Below are 18,483 nucleotides of genomic sequence, written 5' to 3'. Positions count from 1 at the left end.
AAAAATGAATAATCCGTTATACCAAAAAAACATTATCTCCATTGCTGATTTATCACGTTCTGATCTAGAACTCATCCTACAAACAGCCCACTCTTTAAAGCAAACACCGCAACCTGAATTATTAAAAAACAAAGTCATTGCGAGTTGTTTCTTTGAAGCATCAACGCGTACTCGTTTATCTTTTGAAACAGCAGTACAACGTTTAGGTGGTAGTGTGATTGGTTTTGATAGTGGCGGTAATACTTCGTTGGCACAAAAAGGCGAAACACTAGCGGATTCAGTAAAAATAATCGCCTCTTATGCGGATGCATTTTTTATGCGTCACCCGCAGGAAGGTGCAGCACGTTTAGCGTCTGAATTTACGTCAATTCCAGTCATCAATGGTGGCGATGGTTCAAATCAACATCCAACTCAAACATTACTTGATTTGTTCACTATTTATGAAACACAAGCAACATTAGACAATCTAAATATTGCCTTTGTTGGCGACCTAAAATATGGACGAACCGTTCATTCATTAGCGCAGGCATTGTCTTTATTTAATTGTAATTTCTACTTCATTTCGCCAGAAGCATTAGCGATGCCTGATTACATTCTTGAAGAATTAAAAGAGCGCAATATTAACTTCTCTTTACATAGCAGTATTGAAGATGTCGTTGATGACCTTGATATTCTTTATATGACACGCGTTCAAAAAGAGCGTTTTGACGAAACTGAATATCAACATATGAAATCAGCTTTCTTATTAAATGCCGATATGCTTAATAATGTAAGAGATAACTTAAAAGTGTTACACCCATTACCACGTATAGATGAAATTAATATAGATGTTGATGAAACACCTTACGCTTATTATTTTCAACAAGCACAAAATGGTGTTTTTGCTCGCCAAGCATTACTCGCTTTGTTATTAACTAATCATTTTCAAGCAAACGCTTAAGGTTTTATCATGCAAAAGAAATTACAAGTAGAAGCGATTGAACAAGGTTCAGTGATTGACCATATCCCAGCGCAACAAGGGGTAAAAATCTTAAAATTCTTTAAATTTACTCAAACTAAAGAAAAAATCACCATCGGCTTAAATCTGGCCACTCATAATGGTGAAAGCAAAGATCTGATTAAAATTGAAAATACTTTTTTTAATGATCAACAAGCGAATCAACTCGCTTTATTTGCACCGAATGCGACAATTAATCAAATTAAAGACTTCAAAGTAGTTAATAAATTCCAGGTGCAATTACCTAGTTCATTTATTGGTGTATTGGCTTGTCCTAACAGTAATTGTATTAGCCATAATGAGCCGGTTCAAACACGTTTTTATGTCCTCCAAAAAAACACATTAAAGTTAAAATGTCATTACTGTGAAAAATCTTTTGAACGTGGTACTTTTGACGAATTAGACTAAGAGACAAAATTAAGCTTAGTTTCAACAAATATCAGAGAATAAGATTGAATTAGAGTCTGTTACGTTTATACTAAATTTAACTTCATCAATAAAAAGTGAGCATTTATATGCAATACAATACTTCTGTTTTATGTGATATCTACGCAGATACAATTGACGTAGTAGAACCACTATTAACTAACTTTGGTGGGCGAAACTCCTTTGCAGGAGAAGTCGTTACAGTTAAATGCTTTGAATCGGTAGGATTGATTTATAAAGCATTAGAAGAGAATGGTGCAGGCAAAGTTTTATTGATTGATGGCGGTGGCTCATTACGTCGCGCTTTAATTAATGCACATATCGCAGATTTAGCAGTAGAAAATGCTTGGGAAGGTATTGTTGTTAATGGCTGTGTACGTGAAGTAGATGCGCTAGAAGAACTCGATATTGGTATTCAAGCGATCACAGCTATCCCTGTCGGTGCAGATGATGACGAAGTGGGCGAAATAAACGCAGCAGTTAATTTTGCTGGCGTGACTTTCCTGCCTGAAGATTTTTTATATGCAGATAGTACCGGTATTATTATTTCCCCTGAGCCATTAGTGCTTGATGACGAAGATGCTGAAGAAGAAGAGGTTTTTTAAACACACCTTTAACTTTAGTTAATGCTAACTTAGTAAAAATTGAAATTAGCAGTTATTTAAGTTTAGCAAACCTTAGTTTGGCAAATAATAGATACAAAAAAGCCCAATTAAATATTGGGCTTTTTGTTAATTAGCGATTTATTATTGAGCGAATCATTATTTAATTAAACTTACTGACGACTCAATTAAATATTGCCTATCTCTCAACTAGATTCTTATCTTTTCAATTAGCGATAGGTAAACACAAAGCTAAACAATAAATGCTAATTGCAAATTATTACTCTGCGTTTTCTTCTGCTTGTTCGATTTTACCAACCAATGCACTTAAACGATCTTGCCATTGCTGATGTTCTGCATTTAAGCGATCGTTATCAGATTGTAACTGTTCAGTTTTACCTGATAGGCTAGCTTTATCTTCTTTAAGCTCTTCAATTTCCATTTGCAACAGTGCAATAGTCTCTACAGCTTGGTTAATTTTATTTTCTAATTTTTCTAATAGCTCAAATGTCATTTGAAGACCCTTAATACAAAGTAAATGGTTAACTGGAATGCAATGAGAATAAGCATTCCACGATGCTTATTCAACCTTTGTTTTAATTTTTATGAAAAAAAGATGTAAATCGTCTTTAAAGTCGCATTATGTTAGTCTGATTCCGATTAATTAAAATAATTAAAAAGGAAAAATATGTCTACACAACTACAAATAGGTAAGTACCAACATTACAAAGGCAGCTTTTATCAAGTCGAAGACATTGCTATTCATAGTGAAACAGAAGAAAAAATGGTGGTTTATCGTCCTTTATACGGAGAAGGGCTTTTATGGGTAAGACCGCTTGCTATGTTTTTAGAACAAGTAGAAATTGAAGGGAAAAGCCAACCTCGTTTTGCTTATGTTGACTTAGAATAAAAATAAGTTTTAAAGTATGAATCCCTAGAATAGTCACTATTCTAGGGATTATGATCTAAAGGACTAAGGAGCGCTTTAGATCATAAAATTTCAAATGTTTTGTTCCATCGATAAAGATGGCATATCGCATGATGGCCTGCCTACAATCTTAGCAGGAACACCTGCAACTGTTGTATGTGCTGGAACCGTTTCTAAAACCACACTACCAGCCCCTATTTTTGCACCAACACCAATCTCAATGTTACCCAATACTTTTGCGCCCGCACCAATCATTACTCCTTGACGAATCTTTGGATGACGATCGCCACTGTCTTTTCCTGTCCCGCCTAAAGTAACGCCTTGTAATATTGATACATTATCTTCAATCACAGCGGTTTGACCAACAACAACACCCGTTGCATGGTCAAACATAATACCTTTACCAATAGTCGCGGCAGGATGAACGTCAACCCCAAAAATAACCGAGCTACGATTTTGTAAATATAATGCGAGTGCTAATCGATTTTTATTCCATAACCAATGAGCAACACGGTGAATTTGAATGGCATGAAAACCTTTCAAATATAAGAGTGGAATCGAGTACTCTTCAACAGCAGGATCTCTATCTTGTACCGCAAGAATATCTGCCATTGCACTTTCTATAATACTTGGATCGTCAGCAAATGCTTCGTCAATCACTTCACGTACTAAAATACCAGGCATAGTGCGGCTATCTAAACGGTTAGCTAATTGATAACTTAATGCTGATGATAAATCTTTATGATTTAAAATAGTCGAATGGAAAAAACTGGCTAAAATCGGTTCACCTGCAGAACTAGCCCAAGCCTCTTCTCTAATTTTATCCCAGAGATCTTTTACCTTACATTCCATTCTTTTATCCTTAACGATTAAATCTATGTCCTATCGACATTTTATTGGGCACTATATTTCTATTTCATGAGTCGAATTATTATTAGGTACGACTGAAATAGGATCTAAATGAATCAATATATCGGCCCCCGGAAATGCCGCTTTAAGAGCAAGCTCTAGCTCATCAGCCTTTTCATGTGCATCAAATAAGCTTTGCTCATCGTCTAACTCTAAATGTAATTGTATAAATTTAATGTAACTTGAATAACGTGTTCTTAAATCATGAACGCCACGAACACCCTCAACTTTATAGGCAAGCTTAAGGATCAATTCTTGATCTTCTTGAGGTAGCTGCTTATCCATTAAAGCATCAATTGATTGCGTTCCAATTTCCCAAGCACCTTGTAAAATATAAAGGCTCACTGCAATAGCAAAAACACCATCAGCCCAATCCCAGCCATAACCAGCTAATACGATAGCTAATAACACCGCTCCATTAAGAATAATGTCTGTTCGGTAATGTAACGCATCTGCTTTAATCGCCATGCTATTGGTTTTGATCACGACATAACGTTGAAATAATACGAGTGCAATCGTAACAACCAATGAAAACAACATGACAGAAATACCTAAACCACTGGCATTAATTTGATGGTTGTTCACTACCGCTGAAATACCATTAATCATCAAGAATACAGATGAACCAGAAATAAAGGCCGCTTGTGCTAATCCCGCTAAACTTTCCGCTTTACCGTGCCCAAAGCGATGCTCTTTATCAGCAGGTTGTAAGGCAATTTTTATTGCAAAGAGATTAATAATAGAAGTCGTTACATCCATTAATGAATCTGTCAAAGCAGCTAAAATACTTGAGGAACCTGTCATGATCCAAGCAATCAATTTAACAATAATCAATAAAGAAGCGGCAATAATGGCAGCTTGGCCAGCTCGTTTAACTAAATAAGCATATTCTTCGGAAGGTGCTGATTGATTCACAATAATATAACTCTGAAAATTGTTGGACGCTCATTATACCCGTTATCATTTCAGATACAAAACACCGCCTACATCAGCCACTTTGTGTTTAAACAATAGAGCCCAGACATCATTTTTTATATTTATATCATCAACTTAGAATTTAAAAAGTTCGACAATTTATCTCTCAGCAAGATCAGTTAATCACCTTTATTTCAAAATACGTCATACAAGTCATCACATTATTTACTCTGTTAAGTATATATACAGCCCTTTTATCCGACCAATCAATCAATTACGCACAATATATAAAACATAAGTCCTTATTCGCACAAAAAATACCTCTTTATAGGGTATAATTAACAAATAAGGGCTACATTTAAGTCGAATAAACGATATAGGCATAAAAATAAAAGACGACACATTGAAATAAAATAAATTTAAAAGAGATGTGAAGTAAAAAATTGCTATTTACAGCAGCCAATTTACAAAGGCTTATAAGATGAAAAATCTATTATTAATTGATGATGACAAAGAGCTGGTCTCCTTTTTAGAGAAGTTTCTAACATCAGCAGGGTTTAAAACAGAAGTTGCTTTCGATGGTGAAGAGGGTCTATCTAAAATTCTAAGTAAAGATTACAACCTGATCTTATTAGATATAAAGATGCCTCGTATGGATGGCTTTGAAGTGTTGAGATTACTACGCCAAAAAAATGATACACCTGTTTTAATGCTGACCACTGAAAATAGCGAGCAAGATATACTACTCGCTTTAGAAATGGGTGCAGATGATTACATCTCAAAACCTTTTAGCGAGCAAGAACTGCTTAAACATGTTCAAGCTGTTTTACGATATACAGAGCATAAAACAGGTAATACTGATGACAAAATAAGCCATCAAGATATTGAATTATTTCCCACGCAACAGCAAATCACCTGCCAAGGTTTTACTATTGAATTAACTTCAACTGAATTGTTACTACTAGAGAAATTCCTCACTCACCCTGGAAAACTATTAACCAGAGCAGATCTGAGTGAACAGATTTTAGGGAAAAAATTAATCCCATCAGATCGTAGTATTGATATGCATTTAAGTAATTTACGCCGTAAAATTCCGACTCGTTTAGATGGCCAACTTCGCGTTAAAAACATCCGTGGTCAAGGTTATGTCTGGTTGGGTGAGCAAGAAGCAATAATACAAAGTAGTTAAGCGTTCCAGTCATCAAAGTAAAAGAACAGCAGTGCATAAACAGCCCTAACGTATAAAAATGACTCAAATAAAAAGAGTACTAAAACGTAAGGGCGACCATTACATCAATAGCACCATGATATTGATAAATAGGGACACTCAAAGGAGCATTAATTTACGCTCCTTTTTTGATCAACCCGTTATATTTAGGAGCTCATCCTTTAACAAGACTTCTTATCTAAAAATATAAATTAACAGTGATTTTTTAGACGGAAAAATAGATCTGCTATTTATTATGATTGGTATAAAATAAGCGCCTATCGATTTTAGTGATACGACATTAACCACAAAAGTAGAGTTTATAAATGATTGAAGTTGCATTGTACGAACCAGAGATCCCGCCTAATACCGGTAATATCATCCGTCTATGTGCGAATACAGGCTGTGTATTGCATTTAATTGAACCGCTTGGGTTTGACTTAGATGAAAAAAAAGTAAGACGTGCAGGGCTAGATTATCGTGAAATGACGAATGTTTTCATACATAAAGATTTTGATACTTTTATGAAAATGGTTGACGGTAAACGTATACTCGCTTGTACAACTAAGACAACAACCTATCACCATAATGCAAACTTCCAAGATGGTGATGTCTTATTATTTGGTCCTGAAACACGTGGTTTGCCAGCAACAATATTAGATGCGTTACCATTAGAGCAAAAGTTACGTATTCCTATGAGAGCCGATAGCCGGTCAATGAACTTATCCAATGCAGTTTCTGTATTTGTATATGAAGCGTGGCGCCAATTAGATTTCCCGGGCGCAGTATAAATAAACGTATTTGTCTCATTTATTGTTGTCATCAGCTATTAACGGTTTATGCGTTTCAGTATTAAACCAGTGTTTATAAATTATTGGGGTTTAAATGAATAACAAAGTAATGGGGTTAGTCTTAATCGTTTTCGGGTTTATATTATTTGTATGGGGTTATGACGTCTATAGCGCACAAGAGGTCGAAGCGAGTAGCGCTATTCCCCCGCTTCGCGCATGGGTTGGCATGATAGTCGGTGCGATTAACGTTTTTGTTGGAGTGTTAAAGCTAAAATCTACACCCTAACCGCTCATAACAAATTGAAAATGAAACGCTAGTTAAACTGCCATAAAAACAATTCTGTAAAAACAATGCTGCAATACAAAACGTAACAAAAAGGAGCGCTATCGATAGCGCCCCTTTAATACTTACCTTGGTGTTAGCATTTGCACCAATAACTGCACGGTTCTTTGTCCTCTAAATTCATTAACATCTAAGCTATAGACACAAAATACTTCTTTAACAGACAAGTTAGGCCATGCTTCAGGGTCAATATTAAAGGCAATCGCATCAATTAACTTATCGCCCTGCTGTAACACCATTTTCAAATGTTTCAGACCAACAATGCGTTGTTGTTTTAATTCAAAAACACCGTCAAAAATAGGCGCTGGAAAACCTTGTCCCCATGGGCCTGCATCGCGTAGTTCTTGCGCAATGCTTAAATCAAATTGCTCAGCATCTAATTGCCCATCTGACAAAATCACATTTTGTAGTAAATGATCTTCGACCTGTGCTTTTAAAATAGCGTTGAAAGTGTCGTTAAATAAATCAAAATCTTTTTCTAATAGGCTTAAACCAGCAGCCATTGCATGACCACCAAACTTTAAAATAACACCGGGAATGTGTTTATCTACCAGATCCAACATATCGCGAATATGCACGCCAGGGATCGAACGAGCAGATCCTTTAATTTCACCATCATTCGCACGGGCAAAAGCAAACGTTGGGCGGTAATATTTTTCTTTAATACGAGACGCCACTAAGCCAATCACACCTTGATGCCAGTCAGCTTCAAATAAACATAAAGCCAATGGTAAATTATCTTGGTCGATTGATAACTTTTGTAAGCTCACCATCGCTTCTTGTTGCATGCTTTGCTCTATCTCTCGACGTGATAAATTAAGTGCATCAAGCTCTGTTGCTAGGGTATTGGCACGTAAATGATCTTCACATAATAACAACTCAACACCGTGGCTCATTTCATCCAAGCGCCCTGCTGCATTTAATCTTGGGCCTAATGAAAATCCTAGATCAGTAGCGACTAGTTGTTGTTGATTACGTTTTGCAACTTGAATTAATGCACTAATACCAGGACGACAATAGCCAGCTCTAATACGCGCTAAACCTTGATGCACCAATGTTCGATTATTTGAATCCAACTTAACCACATCGGCTACCGTACCCAATGCAACAATATCTAAAAAGTTAGCTAAATTAGGAGCTGGGAAGTGTGTAAAACAACCTTTTTCTTGCATTAAGGATTTGAGCGATAGCATGACATAAAACGCAACACCAACGCCCGCTAGGTTTTTACTTGGGAAATCACATCCAACTTGATTCGGATTAACAATCGCATCGGCAATAGGGGTTTCCTCTCCCGGTAAATGATGGTCAGTCACTAAGACTGAAATGCCAAGCTTTTTAGCATGTGCCACACCACTAATACTAGAAATACCGTTATCGACTGTCATTAATAAATTTGCGCCCTGTTGTACCGCGAGGTCAACAATTTCAGGGCTTAACCCGTAACCGTAATCAAATCGATTCGGAATTAAATAATCTATACTTTGAAATCCTAAGGCTTTCAGCGATAACATACTTAATGCAGTGCTCGTCGCCCCATCGGCATCAAAGTCACCAATAATAATTATTTTTTGACGAGTTAAGTAAGCTTGATATAACAATTCACAAGCATCACTCATTCCCTTTAACTGATTAGCATGAATCAATGTCTTGGTGCTGTTATCTAATTCGCTGTCGGCAGTAATGCCTCGGTTAGCATAGAGTTTAGTTAATAATGGAGAGCATGATAATGACAATAAACTACTATCATGTTGGAGACGTTGTTGTACTTGTGTTGTTATTTCTGAAGACATAAAAAAACTGCACGATAAAGGATTATCAATGCAGTTTATTATGAATGGAGCAATAGCTGAAGTATTACTCTATTTTTTTTGTTCTATTGCTTGCAGTAAATTATCAGCAGGTAAATAACCAGGCATCATTGTACCGTCTTCTAAGAACAATGTTGGCGTACCTGTGATACCTAAAGCAACACCTAAGTTATACTGGTCAATAACATTATTGTCACAAGTAACTGGTTTAATACTACGACGTTTTTTGGCTTCATCCATTGCTGCTTTTTGATCATCCGCACACCATACCGACACCATAGTACGGTAAGCATTAGAATTAACACCGCCACGAGGGAAAGCAAGGTAGCGAATCGTAATACCTAACTTATTATAATCAGGGATTTCAGAATGTAATTTCTGACAATAAGCACAACTTGTATCAGAGAAAACCGTCACAACGTGTTTTTCATTTTCTGCTTTGTAGACAATCATGTCTTTTTCAAAGTCTTTAATTTTTGCAAAATGTTCAGCAGTATTCGCTTTGCGTATTTCGGCAACCTTTGTACTGGTTAGATTGTTCATACTATTATCTAAATCGAAAATATCGCCATTTAATAAATATTGACCATTTTCACTAATATAATAAATAGCACCTTGGCTAACTATTTCATATAAACCTTTTACAGGCGATTCACTGATAGAGTCAACGTCGACTTTCAATGATTCTAACTTTTTAAGTAATGATTCATTTACTTCGTTTGATACCGCAGCAAAACTGCTTGAGCTAATCAGCATCCCCACAATTAATGCGCTTATACTTTTTTTAACGTTCAATATGGACATGACTTCCCCTGAAAAATTAAATTAATGACGATTGATTATGCCTATCTTAACGCATAAAGTGAATGCTAATTGCCCATATCCGCTATATCTCAGATAACATTGACTTAACATCTAAGACAAGACTCTGTGATAAATCATTTCTGCTATAATTTGCTGTTAATTTATTATCTAAATTTAAATAGACAATAATAAATACTCTAAAACATTTCGTGATTAACCGCCTATTATTAAGCACAAGAAATTGCGTACGAGGAGTTACGCACGAGGATGATGTTCACTGTGTAATGCTTTTAATCTATCTTTGGCGATATGAGTATAAATCTGCGTGGTCGATAAATCACTGTGCCCTAACAACATTTGTACGACACGTAAATCTGCACCGTAGTTCAATAAATGAGTGGCAAAGGCATGGCGCAGTACATGGGGCGATAAAGACTCTTTATCAATGCCCGCCAGTTGAGCGTAAAACTTAATACGGTGCCAAAAAGTTTGCCTGACCATTTGAGAACCTCGACGACTAGGAAATAACACATCGCTACTCTGCCCTGACAATAAAGCAGACCGCATTTCCTCAATATAACGCTCTAACCAATACACAGACTCTTCACCTAAAGGAACTAATCTAGTTTTATTACCTTTCCCCGTGACACGTATCACGCCTTGTTGTAAGTTTATTTCTTCCATGGTTAATCCCACCAGCTCAGAAACACGTAATCCTGTCGCATATAAAACTTCCAACATGGCTTTATCTCTGAACTGTACCGGATCGTTTAATTCCGGAGCAGATAACAAAGCGTCGACTTCAGATTCAGATAATGATTTAGGTAACGGTTTAATCACTTTAGGGCTTTCTAATTTTGCACTGGGATCGTCAATGCGTATTTTTTCACGGCATAAGTATTGATAGTAACGACGAACAGCACTCATCAAACGTGCCGTAGAAGTATTTTTATAATCAATCTCACCCTGTAAACGAGATTCAAAATAATCGCTTAACTGCCTCTCACTCGCATCGCTCAACATCACATCTTTTGTTTGTAAATAAATCTCTACTAAACTCAAGTCATGGCGGTAAGAATCTAAGGTGTTCTTGGATAATCCTCTCTCTAACCAAAGAGAATCTAAAAATTGTTCGATGCTTAATACTTCCATTCCAACGGCCTTAACGGTAAATTAGCGCCTCTTTTATTTTTCTTCAAAAGGTCACATATGAAAATCGGTTTATTTTATGGTTCTAGCACTTGTTATACAGAAATCGCTGCAGAAAAGATTCAAGCAGAGCTAGGGGAATCATTAGTTGACCTATTTAACATAAAAGATGAGGGTTTAAGCAAGATAAATGATTACGATATTGTCATTTTAGGCATATCAACATGGGACTTTGGCGAACTTCAAGAAGATTGGGGTAAGTTATGGGATCAAATTGATGGGCTCAGTGTTAATGGTAAAATCGTCGCTATTTTCGGGTTAGGCGATCAAGACGGTTATAGCGAATGGTTTGTTGATGCCGTTGGTATGTTGCATGAAAAGTTATTGCCACAACAACCTAATTTTATCGGTTACTGGCCAACTGAAGGTTATAGTTTTGACGCTTCTAAAGCACTCTCTGAAGACGGTGAGTATTTTGTAGGATTGGCTTTAGATGAAGATACGCAATATGAGTTAAGCGACCAGCGTATAAGTGATTGGTGCTTACAAATTTTAGAAGAAATGCAAACGTTACTCTAAAACATAAAAATCTAACTAACTCCCTCTACCTTCAAGTTAAATGCTTGAAGGGGATGGTATTTTAAAAGATTAACTCACTCTATTAATAACCGCTTACTTTCACTACACCTTGCCTAGCCATCGTTTTTGATAGCACCTTTTAACAATGTTTTTTCTAACAGCTACTTTCCTAAATTATTGTTTCCTCACCTCACTTTCTAGGTTATTCCTTTCTAAGCTCTACTTTCTAAGCGCTTAATTTCTAAATGATGGTCTTCTAACTTAAAGCGATAAAATCGACTTAAAATCTGTTTCAAAAAATCCAACTTCATTTAATAACTGATGACATAAAGAAATGCCTTAAAAGAACAAATCCAAATAAAACTGTAATTAAATTACAAGTAGTCGAACAAGTTGATGTGAATCAACTTTTGTACATGAGCATTTGTTAAACTAAGCACTAATTCATCACGGGGTAACTTCTAAGATGCAAGTAGACAATCGAACTAACAAGCTTTTAGCTTATCAAATAACAAGCAAGCCTCAGAACATTGCTGACAATAAAATAAGCAACGCTTTTTTATCTGACTCTTATCTTGCGACCAATACAAGCCTGTTTATTGTCTTGTTATTTATGGCCTACTTTTTAAACCCTCAACAGAATACGCATTTTAACATTATTTTTTAATCACTAACGGTAAAGGTAAATCTTTATGACTAATTTAAACGAAGCATTTGTATCAGCATGGGAAGGTTTTGCAGGTGACGCTTGGAAAACTGACGTAAACGTTCGCGACTTTATACAACAAAATTACACTCCATTTGATGGCGATGAAAGCTTTCTAGCGGATGCAACACCTGCAACAGATACGTTGTGGGAAAAAGTAATGGAAGGCATCAAGCTAGAAAATGCAACGCATGCGCCTGTTGATTTTGATACCGACGTTGTTTCTACTATTACTGCTCATGATGCCGGTTATATTAACCAAGACTTAGAAACGATTGTAGGGCTACAAACTGAAAAACCATTAAAACGTGCGCTTATCCCTAACGGTGGTATTCGTATGATTGAAGGTTCTTGTAAAGTGTACGGTAAAGAACTCGATGCAGGTATCAAACAAACTTATTCTGAATTCCGTAAAACACATAACCAAGGTGTATTTGATGTTTACACTGGCGACATTCTTAAATGTCGTAAATCAGGTGTATTAACGGGTTTACCTGATGCATACGGTCGTGGTCGTATTATTGGTGATTACCGTCGTGTTGCTTTATACGGTATCGATTACCTAATGACTGAAAAAGCGGCTCAACATAAAAGCCTAGAAGCTGAACTGATTGCAGGTACTTCATTAGAAGATACAATGAAATTGCGTGAAGAGATCTTCGAACAATATCGTGCACTTTCACAAATGAAAGAGATGGCCGCTAAATACGGTTCTGACATTTCAGGTCCAGCACAGAATGCCAAAGAAGCAATCCAATGGACTTACTTTGGTTACCTAGCAGCAATCAAATCTCAAAATGGCGCGGCAATGTCATTTGGTCGTACAGCAACGTTCTTAGACATCTACATTGAAAAAGATCTAAAAGCAGGTGTGATTACTGAGACTGAAGCACAAGAGCTAATCGATCACCTTGTTATGAAGCTACGTATGGTACGTTTCCTACGTACACCTGAATACGATGACCTATTCTCTGGCGACCCAATTTGGGCAACAGAATCAATTGGTGGTATGGGTGTTGATGGTCGTACATTGGTCACTAAAAACTGTTTCCGATTCTTACATACTCAATACACTATGGGTCCTTCTCCAGAGCCAAACATTACTGTTTTATGGTCTGAAGCATTACCTATTAACTTTAAAAAATACTGTGCAAAAGTATCTATTGATACATCATCTATTCAATATGAAAATGATGACCTAATGCGTACTGACTTTGATAACGATGATTACGCGATTGCGTGTTGTGTATCACCGATGATTGTTGGTAAACAAATGCAATTCTTCGGTGCCCGTGCCAACTTAGCAAAAACATTGTTGTACTCCATCAATGGCGGTGTTGATGAAAAATCTAAAATGCAAGTCGGTCCTAAAACATTACCAGCGATCACTTCTGAAATTTTAGATTACGATGAAGTTTACGCTAACCTTGACCACTTCATGGATTGGTTAGCAGAACAATACGTGACTGCACTTAACTGTATTCACTACATGCACGACAAATACAGCTACGAAGCATCACTAATGGCACTTCATGACCGTGACGTTGAACGTACTATGGCGTGTGGTATTGCGGGTCTTTCAATTGCAGCGGATTCTTTAGCGGCAATTAAATACGCAAAAGTACGCCCAATTCGTGATGAAGACGGTATTGCGACTGACTTTGAAATCGAAGGCGATTACCCTAAATTTGGTAATAACGACCCTCGTGTTGATGATATTGCTTGTGAACTTGTTGAAACGTTCATGAAAAAAATAAAATCTCGTCCAATGTACCGTAACGCACGTGCAACACAGTCAATCCTTACTATTACATCAAATGTTGTATACGGTAAGAAAACAGGTAACACACCTGACGGCCGTCGCTCTGGTGCTCCTTTTGCGCCAGGTGCAAATCCAATGCACGGACGTGATGAGAAAGGTGCTGTTGCATCATTAACATCAGTGTCTAAACTACCGTTTGCTTACGCACAGGATGGTATCTCTTACACATTCTCAATCGTACCAAACGCACTAGGTAAAACTGACGATTCACAAAAATCTAACCTTGCTGGTTTAATGGATGGATACTTTAAGCACACACCTGAGATTGAAGGTGGTCAACACTTAAACGTCAACGTAATGAACCGTGAAATGTTATTAGATGCAATGGAATACCCTGACAAATATCCTCAGCTAACCATTCGTGTATCTGGTTATGCGGTGCGATTTAATTCATTAACAGCAGAACAAAAACAAGATGTGATTACGCGTACTTTTACAGCTAAACTGTAAGAGATACGATAAGAAGATTAACTTTTGGTTAGCCTGTTATAATTAAAAAGGTTTCATTCTTCGGAATGAAACCTTTCTTTTTATCAAAGCAACAGTGATTATCTATAAAGATTAATCAACAAAGGCTTATCTATAAAAATTTATCTGGAAATAATCATCTATATTAACTTTGAACTCTCTTAATAATAAACAGCTAGAGTTAATACAAATAATTAATTTTCATGAGGTTATAAAATGTCAGTGACTGGACGAGTACACTCGGTAGAAACCTGCGGCACCGTTGATGGGCCAGGGATCCGCTTTATCATCTTTTTACAGGGATGTTTAATGCGTTGTCAGTATTGTCATAACCGTGACACGTGGGACACCGAAGCCGGTAAAGAGATGACCGTTGAAGAACTAATGAAAGAGTTGCTTCAATATCGTCATTACATGGAAGCATCAGGTGGTGGCATCACTATTTCAGGCGGTGAAGCGATGCTTCAACCTGAATTTGTTTTAGCCATGTTTAAAGCTTGTCGGTTAGAAGGTATTCACACTTGTTTAGATACCAATGGCTTTGTGCGTAAAATAGATCAAACAACCAAAGACATTTTAGATCACACTGACTTAGTGCTCTTAGATATTAAGCAAATGGACAATAAAAAACATATCGATTTAACCCATGTGAGCAATAAATACACCTTAGAGTTTGCGAAATATTTAGCAGAACACAACCAAGCCGTCTATCTACGTTATGTTGTCGTACCGGGGATTACAGATAGCCTGAAAGATGCGCATTCGTTAGGTCAATTTATTCAACCGATGAAAAATATAGAAAAAATCGAAATGCTGCCTTACCATGAGCTAGGTAGACATAAGTGGATTGAAATGGGTGAAATCTATCCTTTAGAAGGCGTACATGCTCCTACCAGAGAAACAATGGTGGCAGTACAGGATGTACTTTTACAGTATCATAACAGTGTCATATTTTAAGATACTCGCCTAGATTTCCTCTGTGCCTCAATTTCCTCTGTGATAACACCTTGTATACTCATTATTATTCAAGGTTGGATCTGCTTAATGCCAAAATCAATAACAATGAGTAATGCATGTTGATTAATAACAAATATATAACGGCTATATACCAACACTATTTTCACTTACCTTTCATTAATAGTCGTTATTCCACCTAAAGGCAGTGTAAACTGCCCTTATGATAATATTACTTTTCCTTTTTAAGCAGTGAACTCTATGACCCCTTTCATTTGCCCGCTATGCCAAAACACATTCACACAAACCAACAACACCCAAATTTGCCAACATAATCATCACTTTGATATTGCAAAAGAAGGTTATTTGAATTTACTGCCTGTACAGTCTAAAAGCTCTAAAAATCCAGGTGATAATCAAGAAATGATGATGGCAAGACGTGCTTTCCTGAATACCAGTGGTTACTTACCGCTCGCTGAAAAAGTAGCGCAAATAAGCCAGCAATATTTAGAGGGAACTGAAAACGCGCAAATTTTAGACTTAGGCTGTGGCGAAGGTTATTACACCGATCTTATTCATCAGCAACTTCCACAACATCATATCTGTGGTATTGATATTTCTAAAGTCGCTATCCGTTATGCGGCTAAACGCTATAAAAAGATCCACTTTTGTGTCGCAAGTGCTTATCAAGTACCACTTGCAGATGAAAGTGTTGACCTGATGACACGCATTTACGCACCTTCAAAAGCAGAAGAGTTATTACGTTTAATAAGCAAAAAAGGTTATCTAGTAACAGTGACCCCTGCCCCTCGACATTTATATCAATTACGAGAAGCAATTTACGATAATGTAAACGATCATGCCCAAGAAAATGAAGCGGTAACAGGTTTTACCAAAGTAGAGCAAATAAGGTTAAGTTACGAACTAACGATTGACCAGTCTCAACAATTAAAAGATCTGATCAACATGACTCCCTTTGCTTGGAAGTTTACGCCAGAGAAGCTAGCCGATTTACTGAGCTTATCGCAATGGAAAATAGAGTGTGATTTCAATATTGAAGTCTTTCAAAAAGATTAAATCGCGCCATTACATTAAATCAATTCATTATTATATAAAAAGTTATCGCCTCCTTTTCTAAACCCTTTATTTAATAACTTAGCAAGATCGATAAACCGAGGTTTGTCGATCATCACTTGCTGTCCTAGTTGCTTACCATTTAAAACTTCCGCAATTTCAACATACCAAGTAAACAAAGGTGGAGAGAGTATTTGTTGAGAGCGCTTTCCTAGCCATAAAAGACAATGCACAGGTAACCCAATCAAAAATAAAATAAAAGTAGCCGTGCTCGCCCAAGAAAAATACAGCGGGAAAATAATATAAAGTGAAGCAACTAATACAATAAAAACAGGGAAAAGTTTAATTAATAACTGTGTATAGCAAATCATCTTACTGTCTACAAATAACGAATATAAACAGCTTTGTTTAGGCCATGTTTTTAAATATTGATCGCCTTTTTTTAATAAATCAAAAAACGTAAACAATTAAATTCTCCTCTGAAAAACTTCAATAAAATCGACATACGAATAATAGTCCGTTTAATCCAAAAAATATATTTGTAATAAACTTGATTTGAAATAACTTTTTACTCAATTGTCATTTGTAATTTTATTACATAAATGTAAGATAAAAACTATAATTTAATGTGTGTAATGTAACTAAGCAACGTAAATAGCATTACTTAAATTGTCTCTAATTATTATACCTTAGCTTAATATCGAACCTTGTTTGATATTTTTTGTTTATTTTTACTGACTGGAATCTTACATGAGCAATAAATTAGTCCTTGTACTCAACTGTGGTAGCTCTTCGCTTAAATTCGCTGTCATCGATGCCAATAATGGTGATGAAGTCATCAGTGGTTTAGCTGAATGTTTTAACCTTCCAGATGCTCGCATCAAATGGAAATTCAACGAAAAAAAAGAATCAACAAGTCTCCCTGAATATAGCGCTCACTCTGCAGCAATCACCTTTATTGTAGAAGAAATAATCAAAAAAGTTGATGGTCTTGAGGCTCAATTTATTGCCGTAGGTCACCGAATTGTTCATGGTGGAGAAAAATTCACTGAGTCAGTCATTATTGATGAAACCGTGTTAGAAGGCATTGAAGCATGTTCATCACTTGCACCCCTTCATAACCCTGCACATGTTCTAGGTATTAAAGCGGCACAAACAGCCTTCCCAACGTTAACTCAAGTGGCTGTATTTGACACCGCTTACCACCAAACCATGCCAGCGAAAGCGTTCCTATATGCATTGCCATACAACCTATATAAAGAAAAAGGCATACGTCGTTACGGTATGCACGGCACAAGCCATTTATTTGTGACAAATGAAGCGGCAAAAGCATTAAATAAACCCGTTAAAGAAACCAACATCATCTCAGCTCATTTAGGTAACGGCGCATCGGTTACTGCAATTAAAAATGGACAATCAGTTGACACCAGTATGGGCATGACACCTCTTGCAGGTTTAGTGATGGGGACGCGTTGTGGAGACCTTGACCCAAGCATTATTGAACACCTTATTGAACGTGAAGGTTACAGCTTAAAAGGTGTGATGGACATGTTACAAAAACAAAGTGGTTTGTTAGGTATCTCTGGTCTTTCAAGCGATTTTCGTGATATCGAACAGAACTACGAAAAAGGCCATGAAGGTGCTATATTAGCAGTAGATATGTTCGCTTATCGCTTAGCAAAATATATCGCTTCTTATGCGGTACCACTTGGACGCATTGATGCGATTGTATTCACTGGCGGTATTGGTGAAAACTCTGTCCGTATTCGTACAAAAGTATTGGATAACTTAGCTATATTTAGTTATCAAATAGATGAAGATAAAAATAAAGCTGCAATATTAGGCGGAGCTGGCATCATTACTACTGATAACTCACCCATCGCAATGGTTATTCCAACTAACGAAGAATGGGTTATCGCGCAAGATTCAGCTAAACTGGTATCTGCATAATCTACATTAATTTCAAGGGAGTATTAACTCCCTCTTTATGATCTATTA

General features: G+C 36.6%; 19 protein-coding genes. 12 read left to right on the top strand and 7 right to left on the bottom strand.

All coding sequences use genetic code 11. From position 1 onward, the window contains the following. Positions 1 to 4: 4 nt before the first annotated feature. From pyrB to rraA, 3 genes are all read left to right on the top strand, one after another. On the top strand, positions 5 to 940 hold the full coding sequence (pyrB, locus tag Q0794_RS09105) for an aspartate carbamoyltransferase (RefSeq protein WP_298941406.1): 936 nt from the start codon (positions 5 to 7) through the stop codon (positions 938 to 940). A 9-nt stretch (positions 941 to 949) separates the two neighbouring features. Beyond that, positions 950 to 1,405 carry an aspartate carbamoyltransferase regulatory subunit gene (gene pyrI / locus Q0794_RS09100; RefSeq protein WP_298941405.1) on the top strand — a complete coding sequence of 152 codons (456 nt, stop codon included), beginning with the start codon at positions 950 to 952 and terminating at the stop codon, positions 1,403 to 1,405. Between the two features lie 107 nt (positions 1,406 to 1,512). After that, entirely contained in the window at positions 1,513 to 2,028 is a 516-nt protein-coding gene (gene rraA / locus Q0794_RS09095; protein ID WP_298941404.1) for a ribonuclease E activity regulator RraA, read from the top strand. Between the two features lie 277 nt (positions 2,029 to 2,305). Here the strand turns inward: rraA and Q0794_RS09090 are convergent, their stop codons facing one another. After that, positions 2,306 to 2,539, bottom strand: a complete 234-nt coding sequence (locus Q0794_RS09090) for a cell division protein ZapB (protein ID WP_025563456.1) — start codon at positions 2,537 to 2,539, stop codon at positions 2,306 to 2,308. Between the two features lie 174 nt (positions 2,540 to 2,713). Here Q0794_RS09090 and Q0794_RS09085 point away from each other — a divergent pair, with 174 nt between their 5' ends. Next, on the top strand, positions 2,714 to 2,935 hold the full coding sequence (locus Q0794_RS09085) for a DUF1653 domain-containing protein (RefSeq protein ID WP_025563457.1): 222 nt from the start codon (positions 2,714 to 2,716) through the stop codon (positions 2,933 to 2,935). A 90-nt stretch (positions 2,936 to 3,025) separates the two neighbouring features. Here the strand turns inward: Q0794_RS09085 and cysE are convergent, their stop codons facing one another. Beyond that, positions 3,026 to 3,805 (bottom strand): serine O-acetyltransferase, encoded by a 780-nt coding sequence (gene cysE / locus Q0794_RS09080; protein WP_298941403.1) that lies wholly within the window; start codon positions 3,803 to 3,805, stop codon positions 3,026 to 3,028. 51 nt (positions 3,806 to 3,856) lie between these two features. Continuing rightward, positions 3,857 to 4,777, bottom strand: coding sequence for a cation diffusion facilitator family transporter (locus tag Q0794_RS09075; RefSeq protein ID WP_298941402.1), 921 nt, complete (start codon positions 4,775 to 4,777; stop codon positions 3,857 to 3,859). 481 nt (positions 4,778 to 5,258) lie between these two features. On the opposite strand from Q0794_RS09075, the gene Q0794_RS09070 reads away from it, so the two are divergent. From Q0794_RS09070 to Q0794_RS09060, 3 genes are all read left to right on the top strand, one after another. Further along, on the top strand, positions 5,259 to 5,966 hold the full coding sequence (locus tag Q0794_RS09070; RefSeq protein WP_298941401.1) for a response regulator transcription factor: 708 nt from the start codon (positions 5,259 to 5,261) through the stop codon (positions 5,964 to 5,966). Positions 5,967 to 6,310: 344 nt separating this feature from the next. Beyond that, positions 6,311 to 6,775, top strand: a complete 465-nt coding sequence (gene trmL / locus Q0794_RS09065; protein WP_298941400.1) for a tRNA (uridine(34)/cytosine(34)/5-carboxymethylaminomethyluridine(34)-2'-O)-methyltransferase TrmL — start codon at positions 6,311 to 6,313, stop codon at positions 6,773 to 6,775. 94 nt (positions 6,776 to 6,869) lie between these two features. Further along, entirely contained in the window at positions 6,870 to 7,061 is a 192-nt protein-coding gene (locus Q0794_RS09060; protein WP_298941399.1) for a DUF3185 family protein, read from the top strand. A 122-nt stretch (positions 7,062 to 7,183) separates the two neighbouring features. Here Q0794_RS09060 and recJ read toward each other — a convergent pair whose 3' ends face one another. The 3 genes from recJ to xerD all read right to left on the bottom strand — a co-directional run bounded on the left by recJ (position 7,184) and on the right by xerD (position 10,885). Next, positions 7,184 to 8,911 carry a single-stranded-DNA-specific exonuclease RecJ gene (recJ, locus tag Q0794_RS09055; RefSeq protein ID WP_298941398.1) on the bottom strand — a complete coding sequence of 576 codons (1,728 nt, stop codon included), beginning with the start codon at positions 8,909 to 8,911 and terminating at the stop codon, positions 7,184 to 7,186. A 69-nt stretch (positions 8,912 to 8,980) separates the two neighbouring features. Further along, positions 8,981 to 9,733: a bifunctional protein-disulfide isomerase/oxidoreductase DsbC gene (gene dsbC, locus Q0794_RS09050; RefSeq protein ID WP_298941397.1), complete on the bottom strand. Its 753-nt coding sequence runs from the start codon at positions 9,731 to 9,733 to the stop codon at positions 8,981 to 8,983. Positions 9,734 to 9,988: 255 nt separating this feature from the next. Next, complete coding sequence (xerD, locus tag Q0794_RS09045) at positions 9,989 to 10,885, bottom strand: site-specific tyrosine recombinase XerD (RefSeq protein WP_298941396.1); 897 nt, start codon at positions 10,883 to 10,885, stop codon at positions 9,989 to 9,991. 57 nt (positions 10,886 to 10,942) lie between these two features. On the opposite strand from xerD, the gene fldB reads away from it, so the two are divergent. The 4 genes from fldB (at position 10,943) to rlmA (ending at position 16,488) form a co-directional block, all read left to right on the top strand. Continuing rightward, positions 10,943 to 11,461 (top strand): flavodoxin FldB, encoded by a 519-nt coding sequence (gene fldB / locus Q0794_RS09040; RefSeq protein WP_298941395.1) that lies wholly within the window; start codon positions 10,943 to 10,945, stop codon positions 11,459 to 11,461. A 692-nt stretch (positions 11,462 to 12,153) separates the two neighbouring features. Then, entirely contained in the window at positions 12,154 to 14,439 is a 2,286-nt protein-coding gene (gene pflB / locus Q0794_RS09035; protein WP_298941394.1) for a formate C-acetyltransferase, read from the top strand. A 234-nt stretch (positions 14,440 to 14,673) separates the two neighbouring features. Then, entirely contained in the window at positions 14,674 to 15,414 is a 741-nt protein-coding gene (gene pflA, locus Q0794_RS09030) for a pyruvate formate lyase 1-activating protein (protein WP_298941393.1), read from the top strand. Positions 15,415 to 15,672: 258 nt separating this feature from the next. Further along, entirely contained in the window at positions 15,673 to 16,488 is an 816-nt protein-coding gene (gene rlmA, locus Q0794_RS09025) for a 23S rRNA (guanine(745)-N(1))-methyltransferase (protein WP_298941392.1), read from the top strand. A 14-nt stretch (positions 16,489 to 16,502) separates the two neighbouring features. On the opposite strand, the gene yfbV is transcribed toward rlmA, so the two are convergent. Beyond that, positions 16,503 to 16,952 (bottom strand): terminus macrodomain insulation protein YfbV, encoded by a 450-nt coding sequence (yfbV, locus tag Q0794_RS09020; protein ID WP_298941391.1) that lies wholly within the window; start codon positions 16,950 to 16,952, stop codon positions 16,503 to 16,505. Positions 16,953 to 17,235: 283 nt separating this feature from the next. Here yfbV and Q0794_RS09015 point away from each other — a divergent pair, with 283 nt between their 5' ends. Continuing rightward, on the top strand, positions 17,236 to 18,435 hold the full coding sequence (locus Q0794_RS09015) for an acetate kinase (protein WP_298941390.1): 1,200 nt from the start codon (positions 17,236 to 17,238) through the stop codon (positions 18,433 to 18,435). The last annotated feature ends 48 nt before the right edge of the window (positions 18,436 to 18,483 follow it).

The organism is uncultured Psychromonas sp. (assembly GCF_947489755.1).
GTDB lineage: Bacteria > Pseudomonadota > Gammaproteobacteria > Enterobacterales > Psychromonadaceae > Psychromonas.
This window is presented reverse-complemented; position numbering and strand designations above follow the sequence as displayed.

What these genes read in the sequence shown, in the direction of transcription:
- pyrB (WP_298941406.1), top strand. Translation starts at nt 5, where the DNA reads ATGAATAATCCGTTATACCAAAAAAACATTATCTCCATTGCTGATTTA.
- pyrI (WP_298941405.1), top strand. Translation starts at nt 950, where the DNA reads ATGCAAAAGAAATTACAAGTAGAAGCGATTGAACAAGGTTCAGTGATT.
- rraA (WP_298941404.1), top strand. Translation starts at nt 1,513, where the DNA reads ATGCAATACAATACTTCTGTTTTATGTGATATCTACGCAGATACAATT.
- Q0794_RS09090 (WP_025563456.1), bottom strand. Translation starts at nt 2,539, where the DNA reads ATGACATTTGAGCTATTAGAAAAATTAGAAAATAAAATTAACCAAGCT.
- Q0794_RS09085 (WP_025563457.1), top strand. Translation starts at nt 2,714, where the DNA reads ATGTCTACACAACTACAAATAGGTAAGTACCAACATTACAAAGGCAGC.
- cysE (WP_298941403.1), bottom strand. Translation starts at nt 3,805, where the DNA reads ATGGAATGTAAGGTAAAAGATCTCTGGGATAAAATTAGAGAAGAGGCT.
- Q0794_RS09070 (WP_298941401.1), top strand. Translation starts at nt 5,259, where the DNA reads ATGAAAAATCTATTATTAATTGATGATGACAAAGAGCTGGTCTCCTTT.
- trmL (WP_298941400.1), top strand. Translation starts at nt 6,311, where the DNA reads ATGATTGAAGTTGCATTGTACGAACCAGAGATCCCGCCTAATACCGGT.
- Q0794_RS09060 (WP_298941399.1), top strand. Translation starts at nt 6,870, where the DNA reads ATGAATAACAAAGTAATGGGGTTAGTCTTAATCGTTTTCGGGTTTATA.
- recJ (WP_298941398.1), bottom strand. Translation starts at nt 8,911, where the DNA reads ATGTCTTCAGAAATAACAACACAAGTACAACAACGTCTCCAACATGAT.
- dsbC (WP_298941397.1), bottom strand. Translation starts at nt 9,733, where the DNA reads ATGTCCATATTGAACGTTAAAAAAAGTATAAGCGCATTAATTGTGGGG.
- xerD (WP_298941396.1), bottom strand. Translation starts at nt 10,885, where the DNA reads ATGGAAGTATTAAGCATCGAACAATTTTTAGATTCTCTTTGGTTAGAG.
- fldB (WP_298941395.1), top strand. Translation starts at nt 10,943, where the DNA reads ATGAAAATCGGTTTATTTTATGGTTCTAGCACTTGTTATACAGAAATC.
- pflB (WP_298941394.1), top strand. Translation starts at nt 12,154, where the DNA reads ATGACTAATTTAAACGAAGCATTTGTATCAGCATGGGAAGGTTTTGCA.
- pflA (WP_298941393.1), top strand. Translation starts at nt 14,674, where the DNA reads ATGTCAGTGACTGGACGAGTACACTCGGTAGAAACCTGCGGCACCGTT.
- rlmA (WP_298941392.1), top strand. Translation starts at nt 15,673, where the DNA reads ATGACCCCTTTCATTTGCCCGCTATGCCAAAACACATTCACACAAACC.
- Q0794_RS09015 (WP_298941390.1), top strand. Translation starts at nt 17,236, where the DNA reads ATGAGCAATAAATTAGTCCTTGTACTCAACTGTGGTAGCTCTTCGCTT.